Annotated in this window: 17 protein-coding genes; 15 read left to right on the top strand and 2 right to left on the bottom strand. The window is 67.5% G+C overall.

Features of this window, described 5'->3' with window-relative positions; translation table 11 throughout:
• Positions 1-14: 14 nt before the first annotated feature.
• Positions 15-1,205: an acyl-CoA dehydrogenase family protein gene (locus tag ACIPZG_RS05050; RefSeq protein WP_400710931.1), complete on the bottom strand. Its 1,191-nt coding sequence runs from the start codon at positions 1,203-1,205 to the stop codon at positions 15-17.
• A complete protein-coding gene (locus tag ACIPZG_RS05055) occupies positions 1,202-2,362 on the bottom strand; it encodes an acyl-CoA dehydrogenase family protein (RefSeq protein WP_400710934.1) in 1,161 nt (386 codons plus the stop codon). Before ACIPZG_RS05055 ends, ACIPZG_RS05050 begins: the two co-directional genes overlap by 4 nt.
• 271 nt (positions 2,363-2,633) lie before the next feature.
• Between ACIPZG_RS05055 and ACIPZG_RS05060 the strand changes: the two genes are divergently transcribed.
• From ACIPZG_RS05060 to ACIPZG_RS05130, 15 genes are all read left to right on the top strand, one after another.
• A complete protein-coding gene (locus ACIPZG_RS05060; RefSeq protein ID WP_400710937.1) occupies positions 2,634-3,524 on the top strand; it encodes a VOC family protein in 891 nt (296 codons plus the stop codon).
• An 11-nt stretch (positions 3,525-3,535) separates the two neighbouring features.
• Entirely contained in the window at positions 3,536-4,411 is an 876-nt protein-coding gene (locus ACIPZG_RS05065) for a CoA transferase subunit A (RefSeq protein WP_400710940.1), read from the top strand.
• Between the two features lie 11 nt (positions 4,412-4,422).
• Positions 4,423-5,220: a CoA-transferase subunit beta gene (locus tag ACIPZG_RS05070; RefSeq protein ID WP_400710942.1), complete on the top strand. Its 798-nt coding sequence runs from the start codon at positions 4,423-4,425 to the stop codon at positions 5,218-5,220.
• A 10-nt stretch (positions 5,221-5,230) separates the two neighbouring features.
• On the top strand, positions 5,231-6,148 hold the full coding sequence (locus ACIPZG_RS05075) for an enoyl-CoA hydratase (protein WP_008094661.1): 918 nt from the start codon (positions 5,231-5,233) through the stop codon (positions 6,146-6,148).
• Complete coding sequence (locus ACIPZG_RS05080; protein WP_400710945.1) at positions 6,145-7,269, top strand: NAD(P)H-dependent flavin oxidoreductase; 1,125 nt, start codon at positions 6,145-6,147, stop codon at positions 7,267-7,269. The genes ACIPZG_RS05075 and ACIPZG_RS05080 overlap by 4 nt, the downstream gene beginning before the upstream one ends.
• On the top strand, positions 7,266-8,018 hold the full coding sequence (locus ACIPZG_RS05085) for an enoyl-CoA hydratase family protein (RefSeq protein ID WP_400710948.1): 753 nt from the start codon (positions 7,266-7,268) through the stop codon (positions 8,016-8,018). Before ACIPZG_RS05080 ends, ACIPZG_RS05085 begins: the two co-directional genes overlap by 4 nt.
• A gap of 10 nt (positions 8,019-8,028) precedes the next feature.
• On the top strand, positions 8,029-9,192 hold the full coding sequence (locus tag ACIPZG_RS05090; protein WP_400710951.1) for an acyl-CoA dehydrogenase family protein: 1,164 nt from the start codon (positions 8,029-8,031) through the stop codon (positions 9,190-9,192).
• Between the two features lie 10 nt (positions 9,193-9,202).
• Positions 9,203-10,261: an acyl-CoA dehydrogenase family protein gene (locus ACIPZG_RS05095; RefSeq protein WP_400710953.1), complete on the top strand. Its 1,059-nt coding sequence runs from the start codon at positions 9,203-9,205 to the stop codon at positions 10,259-10,261.
• Between the two features lie 3 nt (positions 10,262-10,264).
• Positions 10,265-11,416, top strand: coding sequence for an acetyl-CoA C-acetyltransferase (locus ACIPZG_RS05100; protein ID WP_400710956.1), 1,152 nt, complete (start codon positions 10,265-10,267; stop codon positions 11,414-11,416).
• A gap of 37 nt (positions 11,417-11,453) precedes the next feature.
• Entirely contained in the window at positions 11,454-12,332 is an 879-nt protein-coding gene (locus ACIPZG_RS05105) for an SDR family oxidoreductase (protein ID WP_400710959.1), read from the top strand.
• A gap of 41 nt (positions 12,333-12,373) precedes the next feature.
• Entirely contained in the window at positions 12,374-13,159 is a 786-nt protein-coding gene (locus ACIPZG_RS05110; RefSeq protein WP_400710962.1) for an SDR family oxidoreductase, read from the top strand.
• Between the two features lie 10 nt (positions 13,160-13,169).
• The gene (locus ACIPZG_RS05115; RefSeq protein WP_400710965.1) at positions 13,170-13,640 is read left to right on the top strand and encodes a MaoC family dehydratase; all 471 of its coding nucleotides are present in this window, start codon (positions 13,170-13,172) and stop codon (positions 13,638-13,640) included.
• A gap of 7 nt (positions 13,641-13,647) precedes the next feature.
• The gene (locus ACIPZG_RS05120) at positions 13,648-14,856 is read left to right on the top strand and encodes an acetyl-CoA C-acyltransferase (RefSeq protein WP_400710968.1); all 1,209 of its coding nucleotides are present in this window, start codon (positions 13,648-13,650) and stop codon (positions 14,854-14,856) included.
• A gap of 241 nt (positions 14,857-15,097) precedes the next feature.
• A complete protein-coding gene (locus tag ACIPZG_RS05125; RefSeq protein WP_400710971.1) occupies positions 15,098-16,084 on the top strand; it encodes a WD40/YVTN/BNR-like repeat-containing protein in 987 nt (328 codons plus the stop codon).
• A complete protein-coding gene (locus ACIPZG_RS05130) occupies positions 16,081-18,459 on the top strand; it encodes an RND family transporter (protein ID WP_400710974.1) in 2,379 nt (792 codons plus the stop codon). The genes ACIPZG_RS05125 and ACIPZG_RS05130 overlap by 4 nt, the downstream gene beginning before the upstream one ends.
• Positions 18,460-18,465: the final 6 nt, after the last annotated feature.

Consider the following 18,465-nt stretch of genomic DNA (forward strand, 5'->3'; position numbering starts at 1 on the left):
GAACGCCGCCAGCCCTAGCGCAGCTTCGGCTCGCGAGGCATGCCCAACGCCCGCTCGGCGATCACATTGCGCTGTATCTCGTTACTCCCCCCATAGATGGTGTCCGCCCGGGTAAACAGGAACAGCGCCTGCAACCGGTTCAACCCATAAGGCGCCGACGCCAGCACCTCGCCGGCATCGCCCAGCACATCCATGGCCAGCTTGCCCAGCTCGACATGCCAATTCGACCAGGCCAGCTTGTAAATCATCGCCTCGCGGCACAGGCTGCCATCCTGCGGCCCGGACAGCATGCGCAGCGAGTTGTAGCGCAGCACCTTGAGCCCCGACCAGGCCTGGGCGATGCGCTGGCGCAGCAGCGGATCACGCGCGGCGCCGTTTGCCTGGGCCAGGCGAATCACCTCTTCCAGCTCGTTGTGAAACTGCATCTGCTGGCCCAGCGTCGACACGCCGCGCTCGAAGCCCAGCAAGGCCATGGCGATCTTCCAGCCGTCGCCGGGCTGGCCAACCAGGTTGTCGACCGAGGTGACAGCCTGGTCGAAGAACACTTCGTTGAATTCGCAGGTGCCGGTCAGTTGCTGGATCGGCTGCACGCGGATGCCGGCCTGGTCCATCGGCACCAGCAGGAACGACAGGCCCTGATGGCCAACACTGCCGGGCTCGGTACGGGCCAGCACGAAACACCAGTCGGCCTCGTGGGCCAACGAGGTCCAGACCTTCTGGCCGCTGATCAGCCAGTGCTCGCCACGGGCATCGAGGCGGGCGCGTGTCTGTACATTGGCAAGGTCGGAACCTGCACCCGGTTCGGAATAGCCCTGGCACCAGAACTGGCGACCTTCGCGTATGCCCGGCAACAGGCGTTGCCGTTGTGCAAGGGTGCCGAACGCAGCCAGGGTCGGTCCCACCAGACCTTCGCCAATATGCCCCATGCGCCCGGGCCCGCCAGCGCGGGCATATTCTTCATGGAAGATCACCTGCTGGCTGATGCTCAAACCACGCCCGCCATCCTCGGGTTTCCAGCCCACACCTACCCAGCCTCCGGCGGCCAGTTCGCGTTCCCACGCCTTGCGTTCGGCGGGGAAGCTGTGCTCGTCGCCCGGGCCGCCTCGAAAGCGCAGGGCCGCGAACGCTCCCTGCAGATGGCGGGTCAGCCAGCTGGCGATCTCCTCGCGAAACGCTTCGTCCGCACTGCTGAATCCAATCTTCATGCCTGTTCTCCGAATAACTGCGCCGCCAGGCGCTCACGATGCCAGGCCGGGGTGCCCAGCAATTGTTCGCTGGCCCTGGCGCGTTTGAAATAAAGGTGCGGGTCGTACTCCCAGGTAAAACCGACGCCACCGTGCAGCTGGATCGACTCGGCCGCGCAGTGGAAGAACGCTTCGCTGGCATGGGCCTTGGCCGTGGCCGCGGCCGCCAGCAGCTCGCCGGCAACGGCGCGGTCGCCATCCTCGGCGAGGCACTCGCGGGCCACGCAGGCCGCATACCACACTGCCGAGCGTGCGCATTCCACCTGCAGCATCATGTCGGCGCAGCGGTGCTTGATCGCCTGGAAACTGGCGATGGCGCGGCCGAACTGGCGGCGCTCGTTGATGTACGCCAGGGTCAGGTCCAGCGCCTGCTGGGCGCCGCCGAGCTGCTCGGCGGCCAGGCCGATGGCGCCGATGCGCATGGCATCGCGCAGCACGGGCCAGGCCTGGCCTGCGCTGCACAGCAGCTGCGCCTCGCCGAGGTGAACCTGGTGCAGCTCCAGGCGCGCCAGGCGGCGGGTCTGGTCGAGGGTTGGCAGGGGGCTGCGCAGCAGACCCGGGGTGTCGGCGGGCAGGGCGAACAGGCTGATGCCCTGTTCGCCCGCAGTGCCTGGGGCGCGTGCGGGCACCAGCAGCAGGTCGGCCTGGGCGCCATCGATCACCTGGGCATGCGTGCCGCTGAGCGTGTAGCCACCGGCATGGGCCACGGCCTCCAGCTGCACCTGCGCAGGGTCCAACGCGCAGGCCAGGGTGGCGCTGGCCTCACCACTGGCGATGGCACCCAGCCAGTGCGCCTGCAGCGCCGGGTTGTCGGCCAGCAACAGCGCCGGGGTGGCCAGGCAGGTGGTGGCGAACAGCGGCGATCCGAGCAGAAAGCGCCCGCATTGCTCCATCAATACCGCCAGCTCGACGAAGCCCAGGCCCATCCCGCCCCAGGCCTCGGGGACCAGCAAGGCGGGCCAGTACAACTCCTGGCCGATCCGCCGGCACAGTGCGGCGTCGTACCCGTCGGCATGGCCCATGGCTGTGCGCACCGCATGCGAGTCGCTGGCCTGGGCGAGGAAGCGCTCGGCGCTGTCGCGAATCATCAACTGTTCGGGGGTAAAGGCAAACTCCATGGGGGCATCTCTTGCAGGACGGAGGGATGCCCGAGTCTAGGAGGCTGGTTTTTGTCGGCGAATCATTGAAACGGACTAGTAGGAGCGGATTCATCCGCGATCCGGGGCAACGCCCCGGCCATGCACCGTGGTGCATTCATCGCGGATAAATCCGCTCCTGCAACCGTCGCCGCAGCGTACGGGCTGCGTAGTCTCAACGGACGATGAGCACTACCGCGTCACTTTGCACAATGTTCCCCAGGCAACGACTTGAGCCAGGAGGAACCCGGGCATGATCGACATTCGCGGTTTGAGCTACTTCGTCTCGCAGATCGAGAACCTCAGCCAGTGGCAACGCTACGCCGAAGATGTGCTGGGCATGCAGGTGCAACCGGCACCCGGTGGCGGCCTGTACGTGAAGATGGACGAGCGCCCGTTCCGCATGCTGGTCGTCGAAGGCGACAGCCCGCGCTACCTGGCCAGCGGCTGGGAACTGGCCTCGGAGCACGCGTTCGAGCAAGCGCTGCAGCATCTGGAACGCTGTGGCGTGCAATGGCAGGCCGGCACGGCGCAGGCCCTCGAGCAGCGCGGTGTGCAGGCCCTGGTGACGGTCACCGACCCGTCCGGCAACCACCATGAACTGAGCTGGGGCCACCGCTCCGACTGCCTGCCATTCGTGTCCCCGCAAGGTGTGCCGCGTTTCATCACCGGTGACATGGGCCTGGGCCACACCGTGCTGCCGGCGCCGGAATTCGACGCCACGCTGGCGTTCGCCAAGGACGTGCTCGGCTTCGGCCTGTCGGACATCTTCAACTTCCGCCCCGACCCGGCAGCGCCGCCGGTGCGTATCCACTTCCTGCATTGCCGCAATGCCCGCCACCACAGCCTGGCCCTGGCCGAGTACCCGGTACCGTCCGGCTGCGTGCACGTGATGGTCGAGGTGGACTCGATGACCGAGGTCGGCCGTGCCCACGACCGCCTGCAGGCCAATGGTGGGCAGTTGTCGGCGACCCTCGGCCAGCACCTGAACGACCGCATGACCAGTTTCTACATGAAGACGCCGTCCGGTTTCGACCTGGAATACGGCTTTGGCGGACTGCAGGTCGACTGGGCCGAACACTCGGCCTTCGAATTCACCCGCGTGAGCATCTGGGGCCACGACTTCTCGGTCGGCCGCCAGTAAGGAGCAATGACATGAACAAACAACTCACGGCAGCCGACGCGGTCGCCCAGTTGCGCGACGGCATGACCCTCGGCTTCGGTGGCTGGGGGCCGCGACGCAAGCCGATGGCGATCGTGCGCGAGATCTTGCGCTCGCCGGTCAAGGACCTGACCGTGGTCGCCTATGGCGGCCCCGAGGTGGGCATGCTGTGCGCTGCCGGCAAGGTGCGCAAGCTGGTGTTCGGCTTCGTCACCCTCGACGCCATCCCCCTCGAACCTTATTACCGCAAGGCCCGCGAAGCCGGCGAGATGGCGCTGCTGGAGCTGGACGAGGGCATGTTCCAGTGGGGGCTGCGGGCGGCGGGCATGCGCTTGCCGTTCCTGCCCACCCGCTGCGGCCTGGCCACCGACGTGACGCGGCTCAACCCAACGCTCAAGACCGTGCGTTCGCCCTATGACGATGGCGAGGTGTTGCTGGCCATGCCGGCGCTGAACCTGGATGTGGCCTTCCTCCACGTCAACGACGCCGACCGCCTGGGCAACTGCCTGGTGACCGGCCCGGACCCGTACTTCGACCACCTGTTCGCCCGCGCCGCCCAGCAGTGCTTCGTCTCCTGCGAGCGCTTGCACGAGCGCCTGTCGCTGGATGCCGAGCAGGCCCGCGCCAACACCTTCGAGCGCTACCTGGTCACCGGTGTGGTGCATGCCCCGCTGGGCGCGCACCCGACTTCGTGCCCGTCGGACTACGGCTGGGACCTGGACCACCTCAAGCGCTACGTCGCCAGCGCCCAGGAGGAAAACGGCTGGCAGCAGTACGTCGAGGCCTGCGTGGCCGGCGGCGAGCAGGCCTATCAAGCGCAAAACGGCGGTGCCGCGCGCATGGGCGCCTTGCCCTTACCTGTGTTCTGAGGAGTCCAAGCATGTCTGCTACCTGTGATTTCACCCTGGCCGAGCTGATGATCGTGGCCGCCTCCGAAGCCTGGCGCGGCAACGGCGAGGTCATTGCCTCGGGCCTGGGCGTGATTCCGCGTCTGGGCGCGAGTCTGGCCAAGCTCAGCCACAGCCCGGAACTGCTGATGACCGACAGCGAGGCGTTTCTGGTCGAGGAGCCGTTGCCCCTGGGGCCGCGCGGCGAGCATGTGGCGCGCTACAGCGGCTACCTGTCGTTCGAGCGGGTATTCGAGTGCGTCTGGGGCGGCCGGCGCCACGCGATGATCGGGCCGACCCAGATCGACCGTTGGGGCCAGACCAACCTGTCCTGCGTCGGCGACTACCACAAGCCCAAGGCTGCCATGCTCGGCGTGCGCGGGCTGCCGGGCAACAGCATCAACCACATCAACTCGTTCTTCGTGCCCAACCACAACACCCGGGTGTTCGTCAGTGGCGAGGTGGACATGGTCTCGGGCGTGGGCTTCAAGGCCGAACGCTGGCCGGAAGGTGCCCGCCGTGACCTGATGGACATCCGCCAGGTCATCACCGACCTCTGCACCCTGGACTTCGAGGGCCCGCAGCGCGCCGCGCAGGTGCGCACCCTGCACCCTGGGGTGAGTTTCGACGAAGTGCAGGACAAGACCGGCTTCCCGTTGCTCAAGTCGGCGCAGCTGCGCGAAACCGCGCCCCCAACCGCTGAGCAACTGGCGCTGATCCGCCGCCTGGACCCCCATGGCCTGCGCGCCACGGCCGTCAAGGGCAACCCGCCCGGCATCCGCCCGGCCTGAGGAGGCGACCATGCACAGCAGCGACAGCCAGTTCGTCAGCCGCGAAGACAACGCGGTCTATGAAACCCAACAGCCGGTGCTGTACGCGGTGGCCGACGGCATAGCCACGGTCACCCTCAACCGCCCAGGCTTCAACAACGCGCAGAACTCGCAGATGACCTACGCCCTGGACGCCGCGTTGCGCCAGGCGGTGGACGACGACAGCGTCAAGGTCATCGTGCTGCGCGGCAACGGCCGGCACTTTTCCGCCGGCCACGACATCGGCACCCCGGGGCGCGACATCGACAAACCATTCGAGCGCGCGCACCTGTGGTGGGACCACACCAACAAGCCCGGTGGCGAGCAGCTGTATGCCCGTGAGCAGGAGGTGTACCTGGGCATGTGCCGGCGCTGGCGCGAGCTGCCCAAGCCGACCATCGCCATGGTACATGGGGCCTGTGTGGCGGGTGGGCTGATGCTGGCCTGGGTGTGCGACCTGATCGTCGCCAGCGACGATGCGTTCTTCCAGGACCCGGTGGTGCGCATGGGCATTCCGGGGGTCGAGTACTTCGCCCACCCCTATGAGTTGCACCCGCGCATCGCCAAGGAGTTCCTGTTCTGTGGCGAGCGCATGAGCGCCGAGCGTGCTTACCAGATGGGCATGGTCAACCGCGTGCTGCCCCGCGACCAGTTGGAGGCCGCCACCTATGCACTGGCCGCCAACATCGCCCGCCAGCCGCGCATGGGCCTGGCGCTCACCAAGCAGGCGATCAACCACGTCGAAGACCTGCAGGGCAAGCGCACGGCCATGGATGCGGCGTTCGCCTGGCACCACTTCGCCCATGCCCACAACGAACTGCTGTCCGGCGACAAGCTCGGCGGCTTCGACGCCAAGGGCATGGCCCAGGCCAACAAACAGGCGGCGCAGCCTGAAGGGGGGCGTTCGTGAGCCGCTGGATGAGCACGCCACTGACCGAGGCGCTGGGCTGTCGCTACCCGATCGTGCAGACGGCCATGGGCTGGGTCTCCGACGCCAAGCTGGTGACCGCGACCACCCAGGCCGGTGGCTTCGGTTTCCTGGCCGGGGCGACCATCGCCGCCGATGCGCTGGAAGGCGAGGTGCGCAAGGTGATCGATGCCACCGGCGGCAGCAACTTCGGCCTCAACTTCCACATGTTCCAGGACAACGCGGCGCAGTGCGTCGACCTGGCCATCCGGTATCGCCTGCGCGCCGTCAGTTACGGACGTGGGCCAGATGCCCAGACCATCGCCCGCTTCAAGGCGGCCGGCGTGCTGTGCATTCCCACCGTCGGTGCCCTCAAGCATGCGCTCAAGGCCCAGGAACTGGGCGCCGACCTGATCACCCTGCAAGCCGGCGAGGGCGGCGGTCATACCGGTGGTGTGCCGGGTACGATCCTGCTGCCGCAGGTGCTGGCGGCGGTACGCGTGCCGGTGATCGCTGCTGGCGGGCACTCCACTGGGCGCGGCCTGGCGGCGGTACTGGCGGCCGGTGGCAGCGGTATCGCCATGGGCACACGGTTCCTGATGACCCGCGAATCGCCCACGCCGCAGGCCACCCTGGCGCGCTACCTGAAGGTCAACGACCCGCAGCAGGTACGGGTCACCACCGCCGTGGACGGCATGCGCCACCGCATGATCGAGAACCGCTTCATCAACCGCCTGGAGCAGGCCGGGCCGTTCGGCCGCCTGCGCATCGCCCTGGGCAGTGCCTGGCACTGGAAACAGCAGACCGGCATGAGCCTGGCGCACATGGGCGCGGTGTTCCTGCGGGCCCTGCGTGAAGACCCTGCGGCCCTGTCCCAGGTGGTCATGGCCGCCAACCAGCCGGTGCTGCTGCAGCGCTCGATGGTCGACGGCCTGCCGGACGACGGCATCTTGCCCAGTGGCCAGGTGGCGGCGGCCATCGGCGAAGTGCTGAGCTGCCGCGAGGTGATCGAAGGCATCGCCACCGAGGCTGCGCAGTGCCTGGACGCCTTGCTTGCACGCTGCCCGGAACAGAACCCGGCAGCTATCAACGACCGATTGGCCTTAAGTGGAGAACGTTCATGACCTCGGCCTTTACCACCCAGATCGACCAGGGCATTGCCGAACTGGTGATCGACAAACCCCCGGTCAACGCCCTGGACAGCCAGCAATGGCTTGCCCTGGCGGCGCAGATCAATGCCCTGGGCAGCAACCCCGAGGTGCGGGTGATCGTGATCCGCGCCGAGGGGCGCGGGTTCTGCGCCGGTGTCGACATCAAGGAGCTGGACGCCTATCCCGAACGCATTGTCGCGGTCAACGCGGGCAACTACGAGACCTTCAAGGCCGTGCACCGCAGCCCGGTGCCGGTGATCGTCGCGGTGCATGGCTTCGTGCTCGGCGGTGGCATTGGCATCACCGGCGCGGCCGACATCGTCGTCGCCGCCGACTGCGCGACCTTCGCCTTGCCCGAGGTCGACCGCGGCGCCATGGGCGGCGGTGCGCACCTGCAGCGCCTGTTCCCGGTGCAGAAGGTGCGTTACCTGTTCTTCACCGGCGCCAGCATCGGCGCCCAGGAGGCCCAGGCCTACGGCTTCATCGAGCAAGTGGTGCCCAAGGCGCAACTGCGCGAAACCGCGCTTGAAATCGCTGCCCGCATCGCCGCCAAGAGCCCGGCCATGATCCGCCTGGCCAAGGAAGCCTTGAACGGCATCGAGGACGGCAACCTGGAAGACAAGTACCGCTGGGAGCAGGGCTTCACCCTGCAGGCCTACACCAGCCCGGACTCGGCCGAGACCCGCCGGGCCTTCGTCGAAAAACGCGACGTGAAGTTCTGAGGGGAGCGCCATGCAACTGACCTACACCCCCAAACAGCAAGCCTTCCGCGCCGAAGTGCGCGCCTGGCTTGCGCACAACCTGCCGCGCGAGCCGCTGGCCAGCTACGACACCCGCGAGGGCTTCGAGCAGCACCGTGCCTGGGAGGCCAAGCTGTTCGAAAGCCGCTGGTCGATGGTGATGTGGCCGGCCGAACTCGGCGGGCGCGGCTGCGACCTCACCGAATGGCTGATTTTCGAAGAGGAATACTACGGCGCCGGGGCGCCGATGCGGGTCAACCAGAACGGCCAACTGCTGCTGGGCCCGACCCTGATGGAGTTCGGCACCGCCGAGCAGAAGCGCAGGTTCCTGCCACGCATGGCCGCCAGCCTGGACATGTGGGCGCAGGGCTGGTCCGAGCCAAATGCCGGCTCCGACATGGCCGCGATCTCCAGCAAGGCGCTGCTCGACGGTGACCACTATGTGCTCAACGGCCAGAAGACCTGGTCGACCCGGGCGATCTTCGCCGATTGGCTGTTCGGCCTGTTCCGCAGCGAGCCGGGCTCCACTCGCCACCATGGCCTGTCGTTCCTGATGGTGCCGCTGGACGCGCCGGGGGTGACGATTCGCCCGATCAAGGCACTCAACGGCAAGGACGCCTTCGCCGAAGTGTTCTTCGACGACGTCAGGGTGCCAGTGGCCAACCGCATCGGCGCCGAAGGGCAGGGCTGGCACGTGGCGATGGCCACCGCCGGCTTCGAGCGCGGGCTGTTGCTGCGCTCGCCGGCACGCTTCCAGCACACCGCGCGCAAGCTGGTGGAGCTGTTCAAGGCCAACCCGCAGGCTGCAGAACGCGACCCGGCGCTGGGCGATGCGGTGCTCGACTGCTGGATGGGCGCCGAGGCCTACGCCTTGTCGGCGTACCACACCGTCGGCCGGCTGGGCCGCGGCGAGCAGATCGGTGCGGAATCGAGCATCAACAAGATCATCTGGTCGGAGCTCGACCTGAAGATGCACGAAACCGCCATGCGCCTGCTCGGCGCGCGTGCCGAGCTGCTGACCAGCGCGGCAGCGGGGGACGACGCGGCGGGCTGGCTGGACGGCTTCCTGTTCGCCCAGTCCGGGCCGATCTATGCCGGTACCAACGAGATCCAGCGCAACATCATCGCCGAGCGCATGCTCGGCCTGCCCAAGTAAGGAACAGGCCATGGACTTCACCTTTACCGATGACCAGCTGTCGTTTCGCGAAGCCATCAGCCGGTTCCTGATGACCGAAGCGGCGCCGGAAATGCTCCGGGAAATCTGGGAAACCGACGCCGGGCGCTCGCCGGACCTGCGCAACCGCATTGCCGCCCAGGGACTCACCGCGCTGTCGGTACCCGAGGCCGAGGGCGGGCTGGGCATGGACGATGTGGCCTGGGCCCTGATGACCCAGGAGCTGGGCTACTACGCCATCCCCGATTCGCTGGCCGACACCGCCTACGTGGCCGCCGGCCTGCTGGCTGGGCTCGATGCGCAACACCCGGCCCGCGCCGCGCTGCTGCCGCGCATCGCCGAAGGCAGCCTGCGCCTGGCGATCAACCACCCGATCAACCCGCGGGTCACTGATGCCCAGCTGGCCGAGGTGCTGATCCTGCCCGATGGCGACGACTTGCACCTGGTGCCGCGAGCAGCCGTGGATGTGCAGGCGCAACCCAGCATCGATGCGTCGCGGCGCCTCGGCGCGGTCAGCTGGCACCCGACCCCGGCCACGCTGCTGGCCAGCGGCGAACAGGGCCGCCGCCTGCAGGCGCAACTGCTGGACCGCGGCGCGCTGTCGGTCGCGGGGCAACTGCTGGGCCTGGCCCAGCGCATGCTCGACCTGTCGGTGGACTACGTGGCCCAGCGCAAGCAGTTCGGCAAGCCGATCGGCAGCTTCCAGGCGGTCAAGCACCACCTGGCCGATGTGGCGCGGCAGATCGAGCAGGCCAAGCCGGTGCTGTACCGCGCCGCCCACGGCCTGGCCCAGGGTCAGCCAGGTGCCTCGCTGTGGGTGTCGCAGGCCCGCCTGGCCTGCTGCGAGGCCAGCTGGCTGGCGGCGCGCAAGGGCATCCAGGTGCACGGCGCGATGGGGTACACCTGGGAGGTCGACTTGCAGATGTTCATGAAGCGGGCCTGGGCGCTGGATGCGTCCTGGGGTGACCGCGGTTTCCACAAATCCCGTGTCGGCGCCTACCTGTTCGCCGACGGCGCCCGGCTGGGGCCGGGGCATACCTTCGAGGAGTGAACCATGCCTGAGGCTTATATCGTCGACGCGCTGCGCAGCCCCACGGGCAAGCGCAAGGGCGCGTTGGCCGAGGTCCATGCCATCGACCTGGGGGCGCACGTGCTCAAGGCGCTGGTGACGCGCAACGTCATTCCGGCCGAGGACTACGACGACGTGATTTTTGGCTGCGTCGACACCATCGGCGCCCAGGCCGGCGACATCGCCCGCACCAGCTGGCTCGCCGCCGGGCTGCCGCTGTCGGTACCGGGCACCACCGTCGACCGGCAGTGTGGCTCGTCGCAGCAGGCGCTGCATTTTGCCGCCCAGGCGGTGATGAGCGGCACCCAGGACGTGATCGCCGTGGGCGGCGTGCAGACCATGACGCGCATTCCGATTTCCTCGGCGATGCTGGCGGGGCAGCCGCTGGGCTTCGCCGACCCGTTTTCCGGCAGCGAGGGCTGGCGCCAACGCTTCGGTGCGCAGCCGGTCAACCAGTTCTATGCGGCCCAGCGGATTGCCGATCACTGGCAGATCAGCCGCGAGCAGATGGAGGCGTTCGCCCTGGAAAGCCATCGGCGCGCGCTGGCGGCCATCGACAGCGGGCGCTTTGCCCGCGAGATCGTCGCCTGCCATGGCCTGCACGTTGATGAAACGCCGCGCCAGACGACGCTGGCGAAAATGGCTGAGCTGCAGCCTGTCGACCCGCAGTTCCCGTCGATCACCGCCGCCGTGTCGAGCCAGACCTGCGATGCCTCGGCGGCGCTGCTGGTGGTGTCGGAGGCTGCGCTCAAGCGCTACGACCTGACTCCCAGGGCGCGTATCCATCACCTGACGGTGCTGGGCGATGACCCGATCTGGCACCTCACCGCGCCCATCGCCGCAACGCGCCGCGCGCTGCAGCGAAGCGGGCTGCGCATGGCCGACATCGACCGGGTGGAGATCAACGAAGCCTTCGCTTCGGTGGTCATGGCCTGGAGCAAGGAGCTGGACTACGACCCGGCGCGCACCAACGTCAACGGCGGTGCCATCGCCCTGGGCCACCCGTTGGGGGCCACCGGCACGCGGCTGACCACCACGCTCCTCAACGAGCTGGAGTGCAGCGGCGGGCGCTACGGCCTGCAGACCATGTGCGAAGGCGGCGGCCAGGCCAACGTAACGATCATCGAGCGCCTGTAGCGCGCACCTTTCAAGCAAGCATTCAAAGGAGTCAGACATGGCGATATGTGAAGGCCGCACGGTGATCATCACCGGTGCCGGCGGCGGGCTGGGGCGTGCCTATGCGCAGGCGTTCGCCGCCGAGGGCGCGCGGGTGGTGGTCAATGACATCCGCGCCGAGGCCGCGCAGGACGTGGCCGGCGAGATCCGTGCCAGCGGTGGCCAGGCCATCGCCAACAGCGACGACATCACCACCCTCGACAGTGCCCAGCGCATTGTCGATGCCGCACTGGAGGCGTTCGGCGAGGTGCATGTGCTGGTCAACAACGCCGGCATGCTGCGCGACCGCATGTTCATCAGCCTGACCGAAGAGGACTGGGACCTGGTGATGCGCGTGCACCTGAAGGGACACTACTGCCTGGCCAACATCCTCGGCCGGCGCTGGCGCGACCTGGCCAAGGCGGGCACGCCCGTGGCCGGACGCATCATCAATACCAGTTCCGGGGCCGGCTTGCAGGGTTCGGTCGGCCAGTCCAACTACGCCGCGGCCAAGGGCGGCATTGCCGCGTTGACCCTGGTGCAAGCGACGGAACTGGCCCGTTACGGGATCACCGCCAATGCCCTGGCCCCGGCCGCGCGCACGGCGATGACCGAAAGCGCCATGCCCGATGTGGTCAAGGCGCCGGATGACGGCAGCTTCGATGCCTGGGCGCCGGAAAACGTCGCGCCGCTGGTGGTGTGGCTGGGCAGCGAGGCGTCGGGCCAGGTGACCGGGCAGGTGTTCGAAAGCCAGGGTGGCCGGATATCGCTGGGCGATGGCTGGCGCACCGGCACCACCGAGGACAAGGGTGGCCGTTGGCAGGTGCAGGAAATCGGCCCGGTGATCGAGCAGCTGCTGGCCCAGGCGCCGGCGCCACAGAAGGTCTGGGGCAGCTGAAGCCGCCCCTTGGCCACTACCGCTTTTGAGGAGAACCCCAGGTGAAACAAGCCCCAGCCTATGTACCCGGCCACCAGTTGCTGGCCGGCAAGTCCGTATTGATCACCGCTGCCGCGGGGGCCGGAATCGGTTACGCGGCGGCCCGGCGCAGCGCCGAGGAAGGCTGCCGTGCCTTGATGATTTCCGATGTGCACCCCCGTCGCCTGGAAGAGGCGGTGGAGCGGCTCAAGGCCGAAACCGGCCTGCAGGGCATTTATGGGCAGTTGTGCGATGTGACCGTCGAGGCCCAGGTGCAGGCCCTGGTCGACCGCGCCGAAGGTTTGCTTGGCGGCGTCGATGTGCTGATCAACAACGCGGGACTGGGCGGCCAGAAGGCGGTCGTGGAGATGACCGACGAGGAATGGTCCCGGGTGATCGACGTGACCCTGACCGGCACGTTCCGCATGACCCGCGCCATGCTGCCGCACATGCAGCGTCGCGGCACGGGGGCGATCGTCAACAACGCCTCGGTGCTGGGCTGGCGGGCGCAGAAGGAGCAGGCGCATTACGCCGCGGCCAAGGCCGGGGTGATGGCGCTGACCCGCTGCAGCGCCCTGGAAGCCGCCGAGCAGGGTGTGCGCATCAACGCCGTGTCGCCCTCCATCGCCTTGCATGACTTTCTCAAGAAGGCCTCCAGCCAAGCGCTGTTGGCGAACCTGGCCAGCCGCGAAGCCTTCGGCCGTGCTGCCGAAGTCTGGGAAGTGGCCAACGTGATGATGTTCCTGGCCAGCGACTACGCCTCCTACATGGTCGGCGAAGTGCTGTCGGTCAGTTCGCAGCAAGCCTGAGGAGATTGCCATGAGCCCCACCTTCAACAGTGCCGCGGCCTTGTTGGCCGCCGAGGGCACTGACCTTGGCTGCAGCGAGTGGCTGAGCATCAGCCAGCAGCGCATCGACCTGTTCGCCGAGGCCACCGGTGACTACCAGTGGATCCACGTCGACCCGCAGCGTGCGGCCACTGGGCCGTTCGGTGCCTGCATCGCCCACGGCTACCTGACCCAGTCGCTGGTCAACCTGTTCCTGCCGCAACTGCTGGTGATCGACAACCTGGCCATGGGCGTGAACTACGGCTCGGACCGGGTGCGCTTCCCGGCACCGGTACGGGTCGGGTCGCGAGTGCGTGGCCGTGGCCAGATCCTGCGTGCCGAACCGCTGGGCGACAGTGTGCAGCTGGTGGTGCGCGTCACGGTCGAGATCGAGGGCGAAACGCGCCCGGGCTGCGTGGTAGACACCATCAGCCGTTACACCTTCAACCCTGTTGCCGAGTGAGCCTGTCATGGACATGAATGAAGCCGTTATCGTCGCCACCGCCCGTACTGCGCTGGCCAAGTCGTTCCGTGGGTCGTTCAACGATACCGAGGCGCCCGTGCTGGGCGGGCATGTGGTGCGGGCTGTGGTGGAACGGGCCGGGGTGGAAGCCGAGGCCATCGACGATGTGATCATGGGTGCTGCGGTGCAGCAGGGCACCCAGGCCTACAACATTGGCCGCCTGTGCGCCTACACCGGCGGCTTGCCCCACAGCGTGCCGGGCATGGCGGTGGACCGCATGTGCGCTTCGGGCCTGATGAGCATCGGCCTGGCGGCCAAGGGCATTGTCAGTGGCGAGCTGAATATCGCCATTGGCGGCGGGGTGGAATCGCTGTCTCTGACCCAGACCAAGCACAAGAACACCTACCGTGCGCAATCCCAGGCGGTGCTGGAGGTGATGCCGGATGCGTACATCCCGATGCTGGAAACCGCCGAGATCGTTTCCCGCCGCTATGGCATCAGCCGCGCCGCGCAGGACGAGTACGCGCTGCAAAGCCAGTTGCGCACGGCAGCGGCCCAGCGCGATGGCCTGTTCGACGAGGAATTGGTGGCGCTGGAGGTCGACAAGCTGCTGTTCGACAAGGAGGGCCAGGCTGCCGGGAACCAGCGGGTGCGGGTCGACCGCGACGAATGCAACCGGCCGGGTACGCGGCTGGAAGACCTGGCGGCGCTGAAGCCGGTGTGGAAGGACGGCAAGTGGATCGGCGAGGGCGCGTTCGTCACGGCGGGCAATGCCTCGCAGTTTTCCGACGGTGCCTGCGCCAGCCTGTTGATGAGCCGCGCCGAGGCGAAGCGGCGGGGGTTGACGCCATTGGGCATCTACCGCGGCATTGCCGTGGCAGGCTGTGCGCCGCAGGAGATGGGGATCGGGCCGGTGCTGGCGGTGCCCAGGCTACTCAAGCGGTTCGGGCTGACGGTGGCGGATATCGGGTTGTGGGAGATCAACGAGGCGTTTGCCTGCCAGGTGCTGCATTGCCGTGATGCCCTGGAGATTCCGGCTGACCGGTTGAATGTGAATGGCGGGGCGATTGCCATTGGGCATCCGTTTGGCATGTCAGGGGCGCGGATGGTTGGGCATGCGCTGCTCGAAGGGCGTCGGCGCGGGGTGCGCTATGTGGTGGTGGCGATGTGCATTGGCGGCGGGATGGGGGCGGCCGGGTTGTTCGAGCTGCCTTGACCAGACTGTAGGGCCTCATCGCCGGCAAGCCGGCTCCCACAGGTAGGGCACCACCCTTGAATACAGTGATTACCCTGTGGGAGCCGGCTTGCCGGCGATAGGGCCGGGCCAGGCAAACCCGGCTAGGCCATTTGGACGATGTAGCCCGGGGCAGGGCGCCGGGATGATCCCTGGCACAACACCAAGAGGATGATCCCATGAAGCCTGCCCCGTGCCTGCCTGCATTGCCATGGAGCCCGTCATGCGCCAGCTGACCGGATACGCCATGAGCGCCATTGTCATTGCCGCCGTCGCCTTTGCCTTCGCCCCTCGGCAACCCGCACCCCTGGCGGTGACCCAGATCCTTGCCGACCGGGTGCAGGTCAATGCACTGCTCAGCACCGATGACCGGCTGATCGCCGTGGGTGAACGCGGCACCCTGCTCACCAGCCGCGACCGCGGACACAGCTGGCAGGCCAGCGAGGTGGGTGGTGGGCGTGCTGCCACGCTGACCGGGGTCATCGCCCTGAATCCGCAGGTGCTGGTGGCGGTCGGGCATGACGGCTGGATCCTGCGCTCGCAGGATGGCGGCCAGCGCTGGCAGGAAACCCATCAGGACGCCAGCCTCGGTGAACCACTGCTGGGGGTGTGGAGCGGCGATGGCCAGCAGGTGGTGGCCTACGGCAGCTATGGCAAGTTCCTGGTCTCGACCGATGCCGGGGTCCACTGGACAGCGCGGGAAATGCCCGGTGACGGCGCACACTTCAATGGTCTGGACGGCGGCAGCGACGGCCGCCAGATGCTGGTGGGCGAACAGGGACTGGTACTGCGCTCAAGCGATGGTGGGCAGCAATGGCAGCAACTGCCGTCGTTCTACAACGGTTCCCTGTTCGGCGTGGTACGGCTGTCGGCTTCGCGCTGGGTGACCTATGGCATGCGTGGCCATGTGTTCACCAGTGGTGATTTCGGCGAAACCTGGCAGCGCATCGATGTGGGCAGCGACCAGCCGATCTACGGCCATGCGCGCCTGCCGGAAGACGCCGGGCTGGTGCTGGTCGGCGGCGGCAGCCGGCTGATCCGCCTGGATGCACAAGGCAACCTGGTGACCATCGACCAACGCCAGGGCCTCGGCACCTTGACTTCGGCAGTGGGCCTCAACCCGCGCCACCTCGTGGTGGCCGGTGAGCGGGGGGTGTACCAGGGCGCGCAGCAACGCCTGGCCAGTGCCAGCCAGGAGCCGCAACCATGAAGCCAAGCTGGAGCGAACGCGCCGTGCAAGCTTGCGCGCAGTTGCTGTTCAAGGGGCGTCGTGGCTGGCTGGCGTTATTCCTGCTGGTGACCCTGGCCCTGGGCTACAGCGCGACTCAGGTGCGCCTGGACCCGGGGTTCAACAAGCAGATCCCGGTCCGCCATGCGTACATGCTCAATTTCCTCGACTTCAGCCGGGTGTTCACTGGGGCCAATCGGCTGCTGGTGAACGTGCGCTGGAAAGGCGAGGGCGACATCTACAACCCGGCATTCCTCAAGGTGCTGCAGCAGGTCACCGATGATGTGTTTTTTATCGACGGTGTCAGCCGGCCGAGTGTGACCTCATTGTTCACGCCCAATGTGCGTTACGTGGAGGTCACCGAGGAGGGGTTCGTCGGCGATCTGGTGGTGCCACCCCAATACGCCGGCACGCCCGAAGACCTGCAGAAGGTCCGCAGCAACGCCGCGCGGGCCGGCCAGGTGGGGCGGCTGCTGGCCAACGACCAGCGTTCTGCACTGGTGCGTGCCGACCTGCAGGACAGCGACCTGCGCACCGGGCAGCCGGTGTCGTATGTAGAAGTCGCCAAGCGCCTGGAAGACATTCGCGCGCGCTACAACAGCCCGGACATCGAGATCAACGTGGTCGGCTTCGCCAAGCTGGTCGGGGATGTGGTGGAGGGGCTCGACACGGTGCTGCTGTTCTTCGTGGTGGCCTTCGTCATCACCGCCTTGCTGCTCTGGGCCTACTCGCGTTCGCTGCGCATGACCCTGGTGGCCCTGCTGGTGGCGCTGTTGCCGGTGGTCTGGCTGCTGGGGCTGCTGCCATTGCTGGGGCTGGGCATCGACCCGATGTCGGTGCTGGTGCCGTTCCTGATCTTCTCCATCGGCGTGTCCCATGCGGTGCAGATGACCAATGCCTGGAAGCAGGATGTGCTGGCCGGTGCCTCGGCGCGGCAGGCGGCGCAATCGGCCTTCTGCAAGATCTTCATCCCAGGCTCGCTGGCCTTGCTGATGAACGCCCTGGGCTTTGCCGTGATCATGCTGATCGACATCCCGATCGTGCATGAACTGGGGGTGACCGCCTGCCTTGGGGTGATGCTGATGATCGTCACCAACAAGATGCTGCTGCCGCTGGTCCTGTCGTACCTGAAGGCTGGCCGGGACGGCGGCGCGCGGCAGGCACAGGCCGGCGCGCGGCATCGCCTGTGGTGGTGGCTTTCGGCGGTGGCCGAACCGGGCCCGGCGCGGGTGGTGTTCGCGGTCAGCCTGGTGCTGTTGGGCCTGGGCGTGGTCAAGGCGCGGGAGCTGGCGGTAGGCGATATCGGCGCGGGCGCCCCGGAGTTGCGTGCGGATTCGCGTTACAACCAGGACAACCAGCGCATCGTCGGCAGCTATTCGATCGGCCTGGACGTGCTGGCCGTGTTCGTCCAGGCCCATGGCAGCGCCGAAGCCTGTCTGGAGCCTGCGGTGATGCGCGCCGTGGAAGCGTTCGACTTCCAGATGCGTCACGTCGCCGGGGTGCAATCGGTGCAGAGCGTGGCCGGCATGGGCAAGGCGATGATCGCCGGCAACAACGAAGGCAACCCGCGCTGGGCCGCGATCCCGGGTTCGTCGCGCGGCCTGCAGCAGGGCTCGATGGCCTACACGCCGGATGCCGGGCTGGTGACGGACGGCTGCCGGCGCATGCAGGTGCTGGTGTTCCTCAATGATCACGAAGGGGCGACCGTGGCCCATGTGGTCAGCGAAGCGCGGCGGGTGATCGCGGGCCTGCAATCGGCGCAGGTGTCGTTCCACCTGGCCGGCGGCAATGTCGGGGTGATGGCGGCCGCCAACGAGGCGGTCAAGCATGCCGAGGTGTGGATGCTCGCCGCGCTGTTCTGCTCGGTGGCGCTGTTCTGCCTGTTCACCTTCCGTTCGCTGCGCGCCGTGCTGTGCATTCTGGTGCCGCTGGGTATCGTGGCGGTGCTGTGCAACGCCTTGATGGCGCTGCTGGGCATCGGCCTGAAAGTCGCGACCTTGCCGGTCATGGCCCTGGGGGTTGGCGTGGGCGTGGACTACGGCATCTACCTGTACGAGCGCATCCAGCACGAAATGGCGGCGGGGCAGGACCTGCGCAACGCCTTCTACCGCGCCATGTGCCAGCGCGGCACGGCTGCAGTGTTCACTGCCCTGACCATGTCGATCGGGGTGGGCACCTGGGCCTTCGCGCCGCTCAAGCTGCAGGCCGACATGGGCATTTTGCTTGCATTCATGTTCCTGGTGAACGTGTTCGGGGCGATCTTCCTGTTACCGGCACTGGCGGCCTGGTTCGACCGCGACAGGCCGTTGGTGGCCCGCACCGCACCCGCCGTGGCCCTGCATTCACCGGCGAATTGACCCACT

It is taken from the genome of Pseudomonas sp. NPDC089395 (genome assembly GCF_044749525.1).
GTDB lineage: Bacteria > Pseudomonadota > Gammaproteobacteria > Pseudomonadales > Pseudomonadaceae > Aquipseudomonas.